This is a genomic window from Mesorhizobium sp. PUT5 (assembly GCF_052216645.1).
Classification (GTDB): Bacteria; Pseudomonadota; Alphaproteobacteria; order Rhizobiales; family Rhizobiaceae; genus Mesorhizobium.
On sequence record NZ_JBQOSO010000003.1, the window covers coordinates 1,670,879 to 1,688,260 of the forward strand.

At 65.9% G+C, this 17,382-nt stretch carries 15 protein-coding genes; 8 read left to right on the forward strand and 7 right to left on the reverse strand.

Going from position 1 to position 17,382, the window contains the following annotated elements; genetic code table 11:
• Positions 1-119 precede the first annotated feature (119 nt).
• Positions 120-911, forward strand: coding sequence for a bestrophin-like domain (locus tag ACTDI4_RS09550; protein ID WP_442840927.1), 792 nt, complete (start codon positions 120-122; stop codon positions 909-911).
• Positions 912-1,014: 103 nt separating this feature from the next.
• Here the strand turns inward: ACTDI4_RS09550 and ACTDI4_RS09555 are convergent, their stop codons facing one another.
• From ACTDI4_RS09555 to topA, 5 genes are all read right to left on the reverse strand, one after another.
• Complete coding sequence (locus ACTDI4_RS09555; RefSeq protein ID WP_442840928.1) at positions 1,015-2,199, reverse strand: MFS transporter; 1,185 nt, start codon at positions 2,197-2,199, stop codon at positions 1,015-1,017.
• A 21-nt stretch (positions 2,200-2,220) separates the two neighbouring features.
• Positions 2,221-2,961: an NUDIX hydrolase gene (locus tag ACTDI4_RS09560; RefSeq protein WP_442840929.1), complete on the reverse strand. Its 741-nt coding sequence runs from the start codon at positions 2,959-2,961 to the stop codon at positions 2,221-2,223.
• Positions 2,962-3,031: 70 nt separating this feature from the next.
• Positions 3,032-3,466, reverse strand: coding sequence for a DUF983 domain-containing protein (locus ACTDI4_RS09565; protein WP_442840930.1), 435 nt, complete (start codon positions 3,464-3,466; stop codon positions 3,032-3,034).
• Positions 3,467-3,468: 2 nt separating this feature from the next.
• Positions 3,469-5,769: a ribonuclease R gene (rnr, locus tag ACTDI4_RS09570; RefSeq protein WP_442840931.1), complete on the reverse strand. Its 2,301-nt coding sequence runs from the start codon at positions 5,767-5,769 to the stop codon at positions 3,469-3,471.
• A gap of 4 nt (positions 5,770-5,773) precedes the next feature.
• Complete coding sequence (gene topA, locus ACTDI4_RS09575; RefSeq protein WP_442840932.1) at positions 5,774-8,374, reverse strand: type I DNA topoisomerase; 2,601 nt, start codon at positions 8,372-8,374, stop codon at positions 5,774-5,776.
• 282 nt (positions 8,375-8,656) lie between these two features.
• Here topA and ACTDI4_RS09580 point away from each other — a divergent pair, with 282 nt between their 5' ends.
• Complete coding sequence (locus ACTDI4_RS09580) at positions 8,657-8,890, forward strand: hypothetical protein (protein ID WP_442840933.1); 234 nt, start codon at positions 8,657-8,659, stop codon at positions 8,888-8,890.
• Positions 8,891-8,939: 49 nt separating this feature from the next.
• On the opposite strand, the gene ACTDI4_RS09585 is transcribed toward ACTDI4_RS09580, so the two are convergent.
• Positions 8,940-9,317 (reverse strand): COG4315 family predicted lipoprotein, encoded by a 378-nt coding sequence (locus ACTDI4_RS09585; protein ID WP_442840934.1) that lies wholly within the window; start codon positions 9,315-9,317, stop codon positions 8,940-8,942.
• 182 nt (positions 9,318-9,499) lie between these two features.
• Between ACTDI4_RS09585 and ACTDI4_RS09590 the strand changes: the two genes are divergently transcribed.
• The 6 genes from ACTDI4_RS09590 to ACTDI4_RS09615 all read left to right on the forward strand — a co-directional run bounded on the left by ACTDI4_RS09590 (position 9,500) and on the right by ACTDI4_RS09615 (position 15,204).
• Positions 9,500-10,246 (forward strand): cytochrome c biogenesis CcdA family protein, encoded by a 747-nt coding sequence (locus ACTDI4_RS09590; protein WP_442840935.1) that lies wholly within the window; start codon positions 9,500-9,502, stop codon positions 10,244-10,246.
• Positions 10,247-10,324: 78 nt separating this feature from the next.
• Positions 10,325-11,674, forward strand: a complete 1,350-nt coding sequence (gene glmU / locus ACTDI4_RS09595; RefSeq protein WP_442840936.1) for a bifunctional UDP-N-acetylglucosamine diphosphorylase/glucosamine-1-phosphate N-acetyltransferase GlmU — start codon at positions 10,325-10,327, stop codon at positions 11,672-11,674.
• Between the two features lie 168 nt (positions 11,675-11,842).
• On the forward strand, positions 11,843-13,666 hold the full coding sequence (glmS, locus tag ACTDI4_RS09600; protein ID WP_442840937.1) for a glutamine--fructose-6-phosphate transaminase (isomerizing): 1,824 nt from the start codon (positions 11,843-11,845) through the stop codon (positions 13,664-13,666).
• Between the two features lie 75 nt (positions 13,667-13,741).
• A complete protein-coding gene (locus tag ACTDI4_RS09605) occupies positions 13,742-14,023 on the forward strand; it encodes a type II toxin-antitoxin system RelE/ParE family toxin (protein WP_442840938.1) in 282 nt (93 codons plus the stop codon).
• 27 nt (positions 14,024-14,050) lie between these two features.
• On the forward strand, positions 14,051-14,347 hold the full coding sequence (locus ACTDI4_RS09610; RefSeq protein ID WP_442840939.1) for a HigA family addiction module antitoxin: 297 nt from the start codon (positions 14,051-14,053) through the stop codon (positions 14,345-14,347).
• A gap of 92 nt (positions 14,348-14,439) precedes the next feature.
• Complete coding sequence (locus tag ACTDI4_RS09615) at positions 14,440-15,204, forward strand: DUF502 domain-containing protein (protein ID WP_442840940.1); 765 nt, start codon at positions 14,440-14,442, stop codon at positions 15,202-15,204.
• Here the strand turns inward: ACTDI4_RS09615 and recG are convergent.
• Positions 15,156-17,264, reverse strand: coding sequence for an ATP-dependent DNA helicase RecG (recG, locus tag ACTDI4_RS09620; RefSeq protein WP_442840941.1), 2,109 nt, complete (start codon positions 17,262-17,264; stop codon positions 15,156-15,158). The two genes, ACTDI4_RS09615 and recG, sit on opposite strands and share 49 nt — an antisense overlap.
• Between the last annotated feature and the right edge of the window lie 118 nt (positions 17,265-17,382).

Sequence of the window (17,382 nt, forward strand, 5' to 3'; positions counted from 1 at the left end):
GAGGCAAGCGGGAAACCGCGCGGGATGCCGAAGGCGATGGCTGCGCTCGGATTGCGCGGCCGGGCGTGGTGCGGTAGATTTGACGGGCGCGCAGCCGGCCTTTCTGGTGGTTCGGCGTCATGGAAATCCTCTACGGACTCGCATTCCTGGTGCTTTTCAGTGCGAGCGCGCTCGGCGGCCTGGCGTTGCGCCCCCGTCTTCACGACAACCATCTGTCGGCAGAGAACATGGACGCGCTGCGGCTTGTGACGGGCCTTCTCGTCACCTTCACCGCGCTTGTGCTCAGCCTGCAACTGTTGACGGCACGGTCGGCCTTCGATGCCGCCAACAAGGACCGTTCGCTCTATGCCGCGAGGCTGGCGCGCCTCGACCAGTGCCTTCGCAATCTGGGCCCGGAGATGGACCCTGCGCGGCTTCAACTTCGTCAATATACCGCCGCCGTCATAGCCAGCACCTGGCCGCGCGAGAAAGCACCTGCCATCGACGGGATGCCGGATGTGCGGCGCATGGCCGTAAGCGGCGAGGATGCGGGGCTGAAAGCCCTCATCAACGAGATCGGCATGACGATCGACGCGGTGGCGCCGGCCGATGCCGCGCGGGCGAACCTGGCGGCCAGATGCCGCGAGAACTATACCACCGTCCAGCAGAGCCGCTGGGCGGTCATCGAGGATGCAAACGGCGTGTCCCGCAATTCGTTCAGCGGCATAGTCAGCTTCTGGCTGGCACTGGTGTTTCTCAGCTTCGGTCTGCAGGTCCCGCGGCGTCCGCTGAGCGCGGTCGTGCTCGCCATCGGGGTCGTGGCGGTGGCCAGCGTCATGTTCGTCATCGTCGATCTGGATACTCCCTATGGGGGAGTGTTCGGCATCACGAGCGCGGCGATGCGCGAGGCCCTGGCCGATATGGGCCGTTAGGGCACGAGCCCGAAAGGCTGGAGACTTTTGGACTCATTCTCCAAAAACAAAAGCTTGGCCCGGAAGGGAGACCCCGGAAGAGATCGCCTCGCGCCGGGCCGCTTCAGCCTCGCCGTACTCTGAACGCCAGCCGTCCGATCGCCACCAGCATGTAGATGCCGAAGAACAAGCCGAGCGACCAGCCGAAGCCATGGGGGCCGAACATGTCCATGCCGATGCCGATGGCCTGCGGCCCCACCACCATGCCGATGCCGTAGCACAGCACGAAGGCGGCATTGGCGGAAGCCAGTTCGTGGCCCGAAAGCTGCGAGCCGAGATGGGCGAGCCCGACCGTATAGAGGGCCGCCACCACGCCGCCCCATACGAACAGCAAGGCCGCCATGAGATGCCAGTTCTGCGCAAAAAGCGGCATGAACAGCGTGCCCGCCAGCCCCACGGTCGCGCAGCCCAGAAGGATGTAGCGGCGATCGCTCACCCGGTCGCTGATCATGCCGATCGGGATCTGCAACAGCACGTTGCCAAGCCCGATCATCGTCAGCAGCAGGGCGGCATCGGCTTCCGAATAGCCGATGCGGCTGCCATAGACCGGAAACAGCGCGAAGCCCCCGGTCTCCACGGCGCCGAACACCAGCACCGCCACCGTCGCCGTCGGCACCAGCCAGATATAGCTGAGGAAACCGCTGGTTTCCTCGCCCTCGGGGCGGATCGGCGGGCTTTCGTTGCGGGCGGCCAGCACCGGGATCGCCGCCACGGTCACCAGGACGACGGTGACGCCGAAGGGCAGGAAGCCCTCGCTACCCAGATGCGCGAACAGCCATGGCCCGAAGGCGAAGCCGAGTGACAGCACCGTGGCGTAGACGCCGAGCACCAGGCCGCGCCGGCTGGGCGGCGCCGAGGTACTGATCCAGAATTCGGACAGGATGAACAGGATGGTCAGCGACATATGCAGCGCCACGCGCAGCGGGAACCACATCCAGAACGCCGGCGCGAAATGGAAGCCGACGAAGGCCAGCGCGCCGGTTGCGATCATCAAAAGCATCGCCCAGGCTACCCCGAGCCGCGAGGCGATCGGCGTGGCCAGGGGCGCCCCGGCGATCGAGGCGACACCGGCGATCGCGGTATTGAGGCCGATCATGGAAGCCGAATGGCCGCGCGACTCCAGGATGACGGACAGAAGCGGCATGCCCAGGCCGATGGCGATGCCTACCACGCTTATCGAGGAGATCGCCGCCGTCATCGGCAGCCATTGCACGCGCTCCGCGTCCTGCACCCTGGTGTCCACCGTCATGCGAAGTCCGAAATCTCGTGTTCAGAGAAGCTCGCGCCTGAAATGCGCATGCACGAGCCGATAGAACGGCACCGCCGCACCGGGACTGAGCCCGGGATCGCGGGCGAGCCGCTCCTCCAGCTCTTCCAGCACCGTCCGCGTGATGGAGGGGATGTCCACCTGCTTGGCCTCGGCGATCGGCAGCCAGGCCAGTTCCTCCAGTTCATTGGTCGGGCCGCCGCCGTCAAGCTCCACCGCGACATCGCTGCGCCAGGCGACCAGGAAACGCGTGTCGAAACGCCGCACCCGGCCGGGCGGCGTGATGGCGCGGGCCACGAAACGCACGCTTTCCAGGGAAGGCTGCACGCCGTGCCGGACAAAGCCCTGCCAATCCGGCTTGCCCGTGCTGAAATCGCCCTTGCGGCCGATCAGCAGTCCCGCTTCCTCATAGGTCTCGCGGATGGCGGAAAGGGCGATGGCGCGCGCGCGCGCCGCGCTGACGCGACCGGTGCCGGCCCTGAGCTTTTCCTCGTCCTGCGCGGTCAGCGCGCTCGCCACCGGAACGCGGCTGTCGGCCGGATCGGTGCGGCCGCCGGGAAAGACGAACTTGCCCGGCATGAAGGCGTGGCTGCGATGGCGACGGCCCATCAACACCAGGAACCCGTCGTTCCGGCGATCGAGCAGGATCAGCGTGGCGGCGTCGCGCGGGCGCTTCGGCCCGTTGCCGGGCACGATGTCGCTGCGTTCGGCCTTGTCGATTTCGGCCTTGGTCATCCCGTCCATATGCACGCCCTAGCGAAAAGCGCCCCGCCGCGAAAGGGGTGTCTGCAGCCCGCGCATTGCGCCAAGCGGCTCAAATCTTGGGATGCAGCTCGATGGAATCGGTCTCTCCGCCGAAGCCGTGCATGTAGAGCGCCCATTGCAGGCCCACCACCGCGCCCTTGATCGGCTGGAGCAGCGCGAGCGCCAGGATCAGCGTCAGCGGCGTCCAGATGGCCAGATGCAGCCACATGGGCCAGGAGGTGGCCATCTCGACCGCCATGAAGCCGCCGAGCACGACGTGACCGACGACCACGATGTCGAGATAGGCCGGCAGGTCGTCGGCCCTGTGGTGCGAGAATTCCTCGCCGCAATTCGAGCAATGGTCAGCCGTCTTGACGAAAGCGCGGAAAAGCTTGCCTTCGCCGCAATGCGGGCAGCGGCCGAAAAAACCGCGCTTCATCGCTTCCCACAAAGGGCGCGCCGGACGGCCGGAATGGTGCTCGCCGCCGAAAACCTGTTCTTCCATGATCAACGTCTCCTGCCGCGCGTGCCCGGACGCGACTGGGAGGCGCGCGCCCGGCCCTTGGCCTTGTGGAACGACCGCCTCGATCCCGGCAGCGGCTTTGGCTCGCTCAGCATCTCGAAGCGCATCGCGCCGGCCATCGGCGCCACTTCAACGAGACGGACCTCGACGCGATCCGCGAGCTGATAGCCTTTTCCGCTGCGTTCTCCGAAAAGCGAACGCGCCGTTTCATCGTATATATAGTAGTCGCCGCCAAGCGATGACACCGGGATAAAGCCATCTGCGCCATATTGCGGCAATTGGACAAAGAGTCCCGCCTTCACGACACCCGAGATGCGTGCGTCGAAGCGGCTGTCGATATGCTCGGCAAGGTAGGCGGCCACCAGCCGGTCGACCGTCTCGCGCTCGGCCGCCATAGCTCGCCGCTCGGCGGTGGAGATCAGCGCGGCAGTCTCCTCCAGGCGCGCCTCTTCGTCGCGGGTGAGCCCGCCGGAGCCGAGGCCGAGGGCCGCGATCAGCGCACGGTGGACGACGAGGTCGGCATAGCGGCGGATCGGCGAGGTGAAATGCGCGTAGCGGCGCAGGTTCAGCCCGAAATGGCCGATATTGGCGGGCGAATATTCAGCCTGGCTCTGGGCGCGCAGCACCACCTCGTTGACCAGTTCCTCGTTGTCCTGCCCTTTCACCCGCTCCAGGATGCTGTTGAACTGGGCCGGGCGCATCTGGGGCCCGCGCGCCAGCGTGAGGCCGAGCGTATGCAGAAAGTCGCGCAGCGATTCCTGCTTGGCCAGCGACGGGCCATCGTGGATGCGGTACACCAGCGCCTGCTTCCTGGCCTCCAGCGTTTCGGCGGCGCAGACATTGGCCTGGATCATGAACTCTTCGATCAGCTTGTGGGCGTCGAGCCGTTCGGGCACCAATACGCGGTCGACCGTGCCGTCCGGCTTGAGCAGGATCTTGCGCTCCGGCAGATCCAGATCCAGCGGCTGGCGCGCGTCGCGGCCACGCTTCAGCACGGCATAGGCGCCCCAAAGCGGTTTCAGCACTGTGTCGAGGATCGGGCGGGTCTTGTCGTCCGGCACGCCGTCGATCGCCGCCTGCGCCTGCGGGTAGGCGAGTTTGGCGACGGATTTCATCATCACGCGGTGGAAGGAATGCCGGACTTTTCGCCCCTCGGCCGAAAATGTCATGCGCACGGCCATTGCCGGTCTGTCCTCGCCCTCCCGCAGCGAGCACAGATCGTTGGAGATGCGCTCGGGCAGCATGGGGACGACCCGGTCCGGAAAATAGACCGAATTGCCGCGGTTCAGCGCCTCGCGGTCCAGCGCCGAGCCGGGCCGCACATAGGCCGCGACGTCGGCGATCGCCACTGTGGCGATGAAGCCGCCGGGATTGTTCTCGTCCGGATCGGGCGCAGCGTAAACGGCGTCGTCGTGGTCCTTGGCGTCGGCCGGGTCGATGGTGACGAGCGGCAGGTCGCGCCAGTCTTCCCGGCCTTCCAGCGGCACCGGCTTCAGCGCCTGCGTCTCCGAAAGCACGTCGGGCGGGAAGATGTGGGGGATGTCGTGCGCGTGGATGGCGATCATCGAAACCGCCTTTTCGCTCGTCAGCGAGCCCAGAACCGCAAGCACCTTGGCCTTGGGCAGCCCGTAACGCGGCGCGCGCGCCGGCTCCACCTCGACGAGATCGCCGTCCTTGGCGCCGTTCTGGAATTCCTTGTCGACGACAAGTTCGGGCTGGCGCCGCTCCACCGGCTCGATGCGGAAAGTGCCGTCCCTGAGCGTGCGGAAGATGCCGAGAACGGCTTCCGAGCGCCGCTCGAATATCTTCATGATCCGCGCCGTATACGCCGGGCCGGTGGGATCGTCGGTCGGGAAGGTCTTGGCCAGGATGCGGTCGCCGATACCGGGAACGGGACCGCCGCGCGAAACGCGCACCGCAACGGTGGGCGCGGGGCCGTCGCCTTCTTGCTCGGCCGAGCGTGCCAGCAGCCCGCCTTCGGAATCGCGGCCGAAAATATCGAGGACGGCCACATGCGGCAACGCGCCGGGGCGGATGTGGCGTTTGCGCTTCTTTTCCAGCAGGCCCTGGTCCTGGAGGTCGCGCAGCGTATCCTTGAGCCAGGCACGGTCCTCGCCTCGCAGCGCGAAAGCCTTGACGATCTCGCGCTTGCCGGAACGGTCCGGATTTTCGGCGATGTAGCGCAGGATTTCCTCGGGCGAGGGGCGATACTGGTCGCGCGTCCCGCGCCGGGTGTCGCCAGCGCGCGGATCGCCGTGATGCCGTCCGGAGATCCCGCGCGCCAAGCGTCTACCCCTTCTTCGCGGCGGTCTTCTTCGCCGCCGTGGTCTTCTTCGCCGCCGCCTTGCGGGCCGGTTTCTTGCCGCCCCCCTTGGCCTCCTTCTCGGCGATCAGCGCCAGGGCCTCGTCCATCGTCACCGATTGCGGGTCCTTGCCTTTGGGCAGGGTGGCGTTGATCTTGCCGAAATTGACGTAGGCGCCGTAGCGTCCGTCGCGCACCGTGATCTTGCCGCCGCCGTCGGGGTGGTCGCCGAGTTCCTTCAGCGCCGCCGGCGTGCCGCCGCCGCGCGCGCCTCTGCCCTTGGATTGCTTCTCCGCCAGCACGGTGACGGCCCGGTTGAGGCCGATGGAGAACACGTCCTCGATCGAATCGAGATTGGCGTATGTGCCGTCATGCAGCACGAAGGGGCCGTAGCGGCCGAGCCCGGCCGAGATCATCTTGCCCGTCTCCGGATGCTTGCCGACATCGCGCGGCAGCGAAAGCAGCGCCAGCGCCTTCTCATGATCGAGCTCGGCGGCGCTCCAGCCCTTGGGAAGGCTCGACCGTTTGGCTTCCTTGCCCTCGCCGCGCTGCACATAGGGGCCGAACCGCCCGGAACGCAGCGTGATCTCCTCGCTCGTATACGGGTCCTTGCCCAGCGCCCTGGGGCCGTCTTCGCCCGTGCCGTTCTCGCCATTGCCGTTGCCGTTCTCGCCGAGCTGCCGCGTGTAGCCGCATTCGGGATAGTTCGAGCAGCCGACGAAGGCGCCATATTTGCCGAGCTTGAGCGACAGGTTGCCGCTGCCGCATTTGGGGCAGATGCGCGGGTCCGAACCGTCCTCGCGGGCGGGAAACACCAGCGGCGCCAGCTCTTCGTTCAGCGCATCCAGGACGTCGGAGACGCGCAGTTCCTTGATGTCGTCGACCGAGGCCGAGAAATCCTTCCAGAAGTCGCGCAGCACGTCCTTCCAGGCAAGCTTGCCGTCGGAAATCTCGTCCAGCTTCTCTTCCAGGGAGGCGGTGAAGTCGTATTCGACATATTTGTCGAAAAAGCTTTCGAGAAAGGCCGTGACGATCCGTCCTTTCGATTGCGGGATCAGCCGGCGTTTGTCGATGGTGACGTATTCGCGGTCTTCCAGCGTCTTCAGCGTGGCCGCGTAGGTCGACGGACGGCCGATGCCCAGTTCCTCCAGTTTCTTGATGAGCGAGGCTTCCGAATAGCGGGGCGGCGGTTCGGTCGTGTGCTGCGTGGCATTGATCGCCTCGCGCGCAAGCTGCTCGCCCTCGCGAATCTCGGGCAGGCGCCGGTTGTCCTCGTCCTCGGAATCCTCTTCCTTCTGGTCGGTGTAGGCGGCGATGAAGCCGTCGAAGCGGATGACGGAGCCGACAGCGCGCAGGCCGGCGGTGCGCGGGCCGTTGACGGCTTCGATCTCCACCGTGGTGCGCTCGATCTCAGCGGCATTCATCTGGCTAGCGATGGCGCGCTTCCAGATCAGTTCGTATAGCCTCGCCTGGTCGGCATCCAGATACTGGCGCACCGAGGCCGGCGTGCGGAAGAAGTCGGTCGGGCGAATCGCCTCGTGGGCTTCCTGCGCGTTCTTGGCCTTGGTGGTGTAGTAGCGCGGCTTTTCCGGCAGATACCTGTCGCCGAATTCCTTGCCGATCGCGGCACGGGCGGCCGAGATCGCCTCCGGCGCCATCTGCACGCCGTCGGTTCGCATGTAGGTGATGAGGCCGGCGGTCTCGCCGCCGATGTCCATGCCCTCGTACAGCCTCTGCGCCACCTGCATGGTGCGGTTGGCCGAGAAGCCGAGCCGCGAGGAGGCGGCCTGCTGCAGGGTCGACGTGGTGAAGGGCGGTGCCGGGTTGCGCTTGGTGGGCTTTGCTTCCACCGAAAGCGCGCGGAAGGATGCACCCTCCAGCATCGCCTTGATGCCGTCGGCCTGCTCCTTGTTCTTGATGTCGAGTTTCTGGAGCTTCCTGCCTTCGTAGGCGGTCAGCCGCGCTTCGAAACTGTCGTTGCGCGGCGTGCCGAGGATGGCGGCGATGTTCCAGTATTCCTCGCGGACGAACCGTTCGATCTCCGCTTCGCGGTCGCAGACGAGGCGCAAGGCCACCGACTGCACGCGGCCGGCCGAGCGGGCGCCGGGCAGCTTGCGCCAGAGAACCGGCGACAGCGTGAAGCCGACCAGATAGTCCAGCGCGCGGCGAGCCAGATAGGCGTCGACCAGCGGCACGTCGATCTGGCGCGGATTGGCCATGGCGTCCAGGACCGACTGCTTGGTGATGGCGTTGAACACCACGCGGCTGACGGCCTTGTCCTTCAGCACCCGCTTCTGGCGCAGCACCTCCAGCACATGCCAGGAAATGGCCTCGCCCTCGCGATCCGGGTCGGTGGCGAGGATCAGGCCATCTGCATCCTTCACCGCCTTGGCGATGTCGGCCAGCCGCTTGGCCGAGGCCGAATCGACAGACCAGGACATGGAGAAATCCTCGTCCGGGCGCACCGAGCCGTCCTTGGCCGGCAGATCGCGCACATGGCCGAAGGAGGCGAGAACCTTATAGTTCCGCCCGAGATATTTATTGATTGTCTTCGCCTTTGCCGGCGATTCGACCACCACGACGTCCATGTTGCCCGTGTGTGCTGGGTCTGCGGCAGAAGAATCCCTCAGGCCGCGACGAAAAATCATTCGGATCGCCCGTCAAATGGCCGTGCTTTTGCATCCGGTCAAGAGGCAGCGTCCCATGGATGGAATTGGAGCATGCAACTAAAGAGAGAATAAACGAAAAACTTGCAATTTTAAGTATGTCAAATATCTTGCTTGCATCGCCTTTCGATCACCGTGGAGTCGGTCGGCGAACCCTGAAGGCAATACGCGGGGCGCGCGCACGGGAAAGGGGGATCATTGTCGATGCGGCAATCGTACACAAGACGACGGACCGATACGCTCGACTATCTGCAATCGATGCTGGGGCAGCTTCGCAATATGGCCGAGGCGGAGCGCTACGACATGCTGACCTATCTGATCGAGATGGCCTATGTGGAGGTCAGCGACATCATCCGTGGCGAACGGCCCATGCGCACCCACAATACAGGTGCCGGCGCCCCCAATGGCGTGCCCGGCAGGGTTCCCGTCCGCCGATAGGCGGCCGCGCCTGCCCGGGCGAGCGGCGCGCCGGCTTCGGCCGCCTTGTCTACTGCGCCTTGGCCACGTGCCACATGCCCATGGCGCCGTCGCCTTTCATGTCGCCGGCCTTTTCGTCCTTGGCGAAGGTGTAGAGCGGCTTGCCGTCATAGGCCCACATCATGGTGCCGTCCTTGCGCTTGATGACGGTCCACTCGCCCTGGTCCTTGGCGCTCGCGGCCGCCTTCAGCGGCGGCCAGTTGGTTGCGCATTTGCCGTTGCAGTTCGATACGCCCTTCTCGTCCTTGTCGAACGTGTAGAGCGTCATGCCCTTGGGGTTGGTATAGATCTTGGTGCCCCCGACCTCCGCCTCCTTCCAGGCTTCGGCAGCGAAGGATGCCGTCGTTCCGATGAGCAATGCGGCCAGACTGATTGTCAGCGAATTCATGGCAACGCCTCCTTGATGAAACGGTGCACTGGCGCGTGCAGTCGATGAATGCTGGCCTGTGTTTTATCGGGCCAATATGGCGGAATGGCGCATACCAGCGACGAAATGCGCCACGAAATGGTGATTGGAGCCGACATGCCGGCATGGCTATATGGGCGCCGGTTCGAGGCGAAGGAAGCGGGATGGCGTTGGATATCGGCTATGTAAGCGCTGTGGGCGCGGGCGCCCTTTCTTTCCTGTCGCCCTGCGTGCTGCCGCTCGTGCCGCCCTATCTGTGCTACATGGCCGGCGTCTCGGTTGAGGATTTTCGCGGCCAGGCGAGCATCTCCGCTAGGACGGGCGCCCGCGGCGCGTTGCTTGCGGCCTCGTTGGCCTTCGTGCTCGGCTTCACCACCGTCTTCGTGGCCCTCGGCGCCGGCGCTTCCACCATCGGCCGCCTGCTGCGTGTGTGGCAGGAGCCGCTGGCCTTCGCCGCCGGCATCCTCATCATCCTCATGGGCCTGAATTTCCTCGGCGTGCTGCGCATTCCGCTTTTGTCGCGCGAGGCGCGTTTCCAGAGCCAGGGCAAGCCGGCAAGTGCGGTCGCGGCCTATGTCATGGGCCTGGCCTTCGCCTTCGGCTGGACACCATGCATCGGCCCGGTGCTGGGGCCGATCCTGACGATGGCCGGCGGACGCGAGACGATGGGCGAGGGCGCGCTGCTGCTCGCCGCCTATTCGCTCGGCCTCGGCATACCGTTCCTGGTCGCGGCGATCTTTTCCGGCGCCTTCATGCGCTTCCTCGGAAAATTCCGCGTGCATCTCGGCCGCGTCGAAAAGGTCATCGGCGGCCTTCTGGTGGTTGCCGGCGTCTTCTTCCTGACCGGCGGCGTGCAGACCGTCGCCTACTGGCTTTTGGAAACCTTCCCCGTGCTCGGTCAACTGGGCTGACATTGCCCGCATTGGAGCCTTCCGCTGCAGATGCTAGATAAGGGCGGCGAATCCAAAGCTCTCCAGCGGTAGCCGCCCATGACCTCCAGAACCTGCCTGTCCATCATCCTCGCCGCCGGCGAAGGCACGCGCATGAAGAGCGCGCTGCCGAAGGTGCTGCACGAAATCGCCGGCCTGCCCATGGTGGCGCATGTCGCCCGGGCCACCGAGACGGCCGGGGGCGGCGATCTGGCGCTGGTGGTTGGCCACGGCGCCGATGCCGTGCGCAAGGCGGCGGAAAAATTCGCGCCCCGTGCGGAAATCTTCGTGCAGGAAAAGCGGCTGGGCACGGCCGATGCCGTTCTGGCCGCGCGCGCGGCGATCGCCAGGGGCTATGACGATATCCTCGTCATGTTCGGCGACACGCCGCTGATCGACCCCGCCGCGCTGGAGGCTGCGCGGGCGAGGCTGGCTGCGGGCGCCGCCGTCGCCGTGCTCGGCTTCCGTACCGAAAACCCGGCCGGCTATGGCCGCCTGATCGAGAAGGATGGCCGCCTCGTCGCCATCCGCGAGGACAAGGACTGCTCGGCCGAGGAGCGCGGGATCACCTTCTGCAACAGCGGCCTGATGGCGATCGCCGGCAGGCATGCGCTGGAGCTGCTCGATGCGGTGGGCAATGCCAATGCCAAGGGCGAATTCTACCTCACCGACATCGTCGGCATCGCGAGCGCACGGGGCCTGGAGGTGGTGGCGACTGAAACAGGCTTTGAAAGCGCGCTCGGCATCAACAACCGCGCCGAACTGGCCGAGGCGGAAGCGCTGTGGCAACAGCGCCGACGGCGCGCGGCGATGCTGGCCGGGGTCACGCTCGTATCCCCCGACACCGTGTTCTTCTCGCACGACACCGAGATCGGCGCCGACACCGTTGTGGAGCCGAATGTCTGGTTCGGGCCGGGCGTGAGGATCGAACCGGGCGCCAGGATCCGCGCCTTCAGCCATATCGAGGGTGCCTCGATCGCTTCCGGCTGCGAGGTCGGGCCCTTCGCGCGGCTCAGGCCCGGCACGGACCTCCGGGCGAAGGCCAAGGTCGGCAATTTCTGCGAGGTCAAGAAGGCGACCGTGGAGGAGGGCGCCAAGGTCAACCACCTCACCTATATCGGCGATGCCCGCATCGGCGCCGGCGCCAATATCGGGGCCGGCACCATCACCTGCAATTATGACGGCTATTCCAAATTCTTCACCGACATCGGCGAGGGGGCCTTCATCGGCTCCAACTCCGCACTGGTGGCGCCGGTCGCCATCGGCAACGGCGCCTATGTCGCCTCGGGCAGCGTCATCACCGACAGCGTGCCCGACGATGCGCTGGCCTTCGGGCGGGCGCGGCAGAAGACCTTGCCTGGCAAGGCGCGCGAATTGCGCAGCCGAAGGGCGGAGGCGGCGAAGAAATAAGCAATTTCGCCAACTGGATGTAAACCGTTGCCGGCCATTAATCTCGTTGCGCCATACTAAAGCCGCTTCGTGCGGGCTGATACGCGGCGCAATGGAACGTGACTTTCTTGGATCGTGCGCGCCCGCTAGAGAGCGGGTGCGCGGTTTGACAAAGCGGGGACTTCGGACATGTGCGGGATAGTCGGCATCGTGGGCCACACGCCGGTGGCGCCGCTGATCGTGGATGCGCTGAAAAGGCTCGAATATCGCGGATACGATTCCGCCGGCGTGGCCACCATCGAGCGCGGTGAGCTGTCGCGCCGCCGCGCCGAGGGCAAGCTGATAAATCTGGAACGCCGGCTCCAGAACGAGCCGCTGGACGGCACCATCGGCATCGGCCACACCCGCTGGGCGACCCATGGCGTGCCCAACGAAACCAATGCGCACCCGCATTTCTCCAACGGCGTGGCCATCGTCCATAACGGCATCATCGAGAATTTTTCCGAATTGCGGGAAGAACTTACCCGCGACGGCTACACCTTTGCCTCCCAGACCGACACGGAGGTGGTCGCCCATCTGGTTTCGCGCGAACTGGCGCGCGGGGCCAAGCCGGTCGATGCCGCGCACCAGGCGCTGAAGCGGCTGCAGGGCGCCTTTGCGCTGGCCATCATGTTCAAGGGCGACGAAGACCTGATCGTGGGCGCCCGCAACGGGCCGCCGCTGGCAGTGGGCCATGGCGAGGGCGAGATGTTCCTGGGGTCCGACGCCATCGCGCTGGCGCCGTTCACCAATTCCATCACCTATCTGGAGGACGGCGACTGGGCCGTGGTGCGCCGCAACGAGTTCTCCATCTTCGACATCGACGGCAACAAGGTCGAGCGCCAGCGTCAGCAGTCCGTGGGCACTTCCTTCCTGGTCGACAAGGGCAACCATCGCCATTTCATGGAAAAGGAGATCTACGAGCAGCCGGAAGTGATTTCGCACACGCTGGCGCACTATCTCGACTTCGCCAACGGGGTTTCCAAGCCGCTCGACCTGCCCTTCGATTTCGCTACGATCGACCGGGTGGCCGTGTCGGCCTGCGGCACGGCCTATCTGGCCGGCCTGATCGGCAAATACTGGTTCGAGCGCCTGGCCCGGCTGCCGGTCGATATCGACGTCGCCTCGGAGTTCCGCTACCGCGAGATGCCGCTGCCGAAGAACTCGGCCGCCTTCTTCATCTCCCAGTCGGGCGAGACGGCCGACACGCTGGCCTCGCTGCGCTATTGCCGCAGGGAAGGACTGCCCATCGGCGCCGTCGTCAACGTGCGCGGCTCCACCATCGCGCGCGAATCAGACGTGACCCTGCCGACGCTGGCCGGCCCGGAGATCGGTGTCGCTTCGACCAAGGCATTCACCTGCCAGCTTTCGGTGCTGGCCGCGCTCGCGGTGCGGGCGGCGGCGGCGCGCGGCACGATTTCGGCCGACGAGGAGAGGTTGCTGGTGCGGCAGCTCGCCGAGGCGCCGCGCTACGCCAGCCAGGTGCTCAAGCTGGCCGGCCAGATCGAGAAGGTCGCGCGGGAACTGTCGCACTACCGGCACGTGCTCTATCTCGGCCGCGACACCAACTTCCCGCTCGCCATGGAAGGCGCGCTGAAGCTCAAGGAAATCTCCTACATCCATGCCGAGGGCTATGCGGCGGGCGAATTGAAGCATGGGCCCATCGCGCTGATCGACGAGAACATGCCGGTCATCGTCATCGCCCCGCATGACCGCATCTTCGAGAAGACCGTCTCCAACATGCAGGAAGTGGCGGCCCGCGGCGGCAAGATCATCCTGATCACCGATGCCAAGGGCGCGGCCCATGCAACCGTCGAGACGATGGAAACCATCGTCCTGCCGGATATGCCCGACATCATCTCGCCGATCGTCTACGCGCTGCCGATCCAGATGCTGGCCTATTTCACCGCCGTATTCATGGGCACCGACGTCGACCAGCCCCGCAACCTGGCGAAATCGGTGACGGTGGAGTAGTTTGTATCACTTGCTGATACGTGCTCCTTGACTCCTTTCTGTATCATGCCATGATACAGAAAGGAGAGAGACCCGGTGATCGTTTCTTTCAAGGACAAGGCCGTGGAGGCGATTGCCGCGGGCGAGGCGCCGAAGGGCTTCCCGTCCGATCTGGTCGCCCGTGCCGAGCGGAGGCTTCGCGCCGTGGCCAACGCGGTCGACCTGAAAGACCTGCGGTCGCCGCCCGGAAACCGCCTTGAAGCGCTGAAGGGAGATCGCGCCGGGCAGCATTCGATCCGTATCAACGATCAGTGGCGCATCTGCTTCCGATGGACCGAAGCAGGTGCGGAAGATGTCGAGATCGTGGACTACCACTGAACGAGTCCCGCCCGGAAAAGGTGCAACATGCTGAAATTCGCGCGACCTATTCACCCCGGCGAGTTCCTGCGCGAGGAGTACCTCGTTCCCTTGGACATGAGTGCCGGTGCCTTGGCCCGGAAGCTCAATCTGCCGCGCACGCGTATTGAGAGAATCGTGAAGGAAGAGGTCGGCATGACGCCCGACACCGCGCTGCGGCTGGCGCGCTTCTTCGACACCACGCCGGAATTCTGGATGAATTTCCAGCAGGCATATGAACTGGAAACCGAAGCGCGGAGACTCGCCTCCGAACTCGACAAGATCGAGCCGCTGGTCGCTGCATAGGCCGGCTGCCGTCTGGCCAAAAACTTCCCGGGTTCCAAAGCGCCGGTCCCTCGCGTAATGTTGCAGCGCAACGAGGCGGCGGTGGCGGCATCATGTCCGATGGCACGAAGGTTTCCGGCATGACCCGGCTCAGGAACTATTTCCTGACCGGCTTCATCGTCTGCGCGCCGCTGGCGATTACCGTCTACATCGCCTGGTCGTTCATCGGCTGGGTGGATTCGTGGGTGAAGCCCTATATCCCCGCCCGCTACAGCCCCGATACCTACCTGCCGTTCCCGGTGCCCGGCTTCGGGCTGATCGTCGCGCTGGTGCTGATCACGCTCATCGGCTTCCTGGCCGCAAACATCGTCGGCCGCGCCATCGTCAATTTCGGCGAGCGGCTGCTCGGGCGCATGCCGCTGGTGCGCGGCATCTACCGTTCGCTCAAGCAGATTTTCGAGACGGTGCTGTCCAACAAGGGCGACATGTTCAGCCAGGTCGGGCTGGTCGAATATCCGCGCAAGGACGTGTGGTCGCTTGTCTTCGTGGCCGGCGAGAAGGAAACCGAGATCAACCGCAAGCTGGACAAGGAAGGCGACCCGCTGGTGGCGGTTTTCATGCCCTGCACGCCGAACCCGACCACCGGCTTTTTGATGTATGTGCGCAAGTCCGAGGTGGTCATGCTCGACATGACCATCGAGGAGGGCGCCCGCCTCATCGTCTCGGCCGGGCTGGTGCCGCCGCCGCTTGACAGGAAGCCCCCGGACAGGAAAATCGGTGCCAACGGCAAGCCGGTGAAGATCGGCAACCCGCCCGCCGGCGCGCCGCTTCAACCGGCGCGCAGCAGCCGTACCGCCTCGTCCCTGCCGAACAAATAGAGCAGCAGGCGCAGTGCCTCGCCGCGCTCGCTGCGAAGATCGGGATCGCGCGAAAGGATGAGCCGTGCGTCGTCGCGCGCGGCTTCCAGAAGGTCGGCATGGGCCTCGATGCCCGCCACCTGGAAGCCCGGCGCGCCGGATTGGCGCGTGCCTAGCAACTCGCCTTCGCCGCGCAGCTTCAGGTCTTCCTCGGCGATGACGAAACCGTCCTCCGTCTCGCGCATCACCGAAAGCCGGCGCTTCGCCGTCTCGCCGAGCGGGTCCTTGTAGAGCAGCACGCAGGAAGAAGGTTTCGTGCCGCGCCCCACGCGCCCGCGCAACTGGTGGAGCTGGGCCAGGCCGAAACGCTCGGCATGCTCGATCACCATGATCGTGGCGTCGGGTACGTCGACGCCCACCTCGATCACCGTTGTCGCCACCAGCACGCGCGTTGCGCCATCCTTGAAGGCGCGCATCGCCTCGTCCTTCTCCGCGCCCTTCATGCGACCGTGGACGAGGCCGATCCGGTCGCCGAACACGGGCTTCAGCGAGGCGAAGCGATCCTCCGCCGACATCAGCTTGACCTCCTCGGATTCCTCCACCAGCGGGCAGATCCAGTAGATCTTTTGTCCTTCGGCGACGGCATCGCGGATGCGGCCGACCAGTTCGTCCAACCGTTCCATGGGCAGCGTGACGGTGCGGATCGGCTGCCGGCCCGCCGGCTTTTCGGTGAGCTTCGACACATCCATGTCGCCGAAAGCGGTCAGCACCAGCGTGCGAGGGATGGGGGTTGCCGTCATCACCAGCATGTCGGGGGCGTCGCCCTTGGCGGTGATGGCCAGCCGCTGGTGCACGCCGAAGCGATGCTGCTCGTCCACCACCGCCAGAACGAGGCTTTTGAACGCCACGCTTTCCTGGAACAGCGCATGGGTGCCGACCACGACGTCGATCGAACCATCGGCCAGGCCGGCCAGCACTTCGCTGCGCTCGCGGCCCTTTTCGCGCCCGGTCAGCACGGCGGTGCGCAGGCCGGCCTGTTCGGCCAGCGGCGCGATGGTGGAAAAATGCTGGCGGGCGAGGATTTCCGTCGGCGCCATCAGCGCCGCCTGGCCGCCGGCCTCCACCGCGCGCGCCATGGCCAGCAGCGCCACCACCGTCTTGCCCGAGCCGACATCGCCTTGCAGCAGCCGCAGCATGCGCTCCGGATCGGCAAGGTCGGACAGGATTTCGTCAAGTGCGGCTTCCTGCGAACCGGTCAGGGAATAGGGCAGGGCGGCGCGCAGCCTTTCCACGATGCGCCCGTCACCCACCAGGGGCCGGCCGGAAAGCCGCCGCACCCTGGCGCGCACCAGCGCCAGCGAAACCTGCCCGGCCAGGAACTCGTCATAGGCGAGCCGGCGCCAGGCGGCGCTTTCGGGCGCGGCGTCGAGCGGGCTTTCCGGGTTGTGGATGCGGGCGAGCGCGGCGCCGAAGGCCGGAAACGTGTGGCGGCGCATGAAGGCGGCATCGTCCCATTCCGGCAGATCCGGCACGCGCTCCAGCGCCTGCCCGATGGCGCGGCGCAGCACCTTCGGCGAAAGGCCTGCCGTCAGCGGATAGACCGGCTCGACCAGCGGCAGGCTTCCCGCTTCCTCCGCCGGCGCGATGTGGTCGGGATGCACCATGGTCGGACGGCCGTTGAACCATTCCATGCGGCCCGAAACCACGACCTGCCCGCCCTCCGGCAATTGCTTTTCGAGATAGGCGGCATGGCCGTGGAAGAAGGTCAGCACGATGTCGTCGGTGTCGTCATGCGCATAGACCCGGTAGGGTACCGAGCGGCTGCCGCGCGGCGGCGGCTGGTGGCGGTCGACGGTAAGGTCGAGCGTGACGATGGCACCTTCGACTGCGTTGGCGATGCCGGGCCGGTTGCGGCGGTCGATCACCGAATTGGGCAGCACGAAGACGAGGTCGGCGGCGCGCGCGGCGCGCTCGCCCAGGTCCACCGGCAGCACGCGCTCGATCAGCGCGGCCACCTTGGGCCCGACGCCGGCCAGCGAGGTGATGGGGGCGAACAGGGGATCGAGCAGGGAAGGGCGCATGCTCAGCCTTCCGCCCGCCGGTTACCCCCACCCCTTGCCCCTCCCCGCAAGGGGATCGCCAGCGCCTCGGAATTCCCCTCCCCCTTGCGGGGAGGGGCAAGGGGTGGGGGTGCTGAAT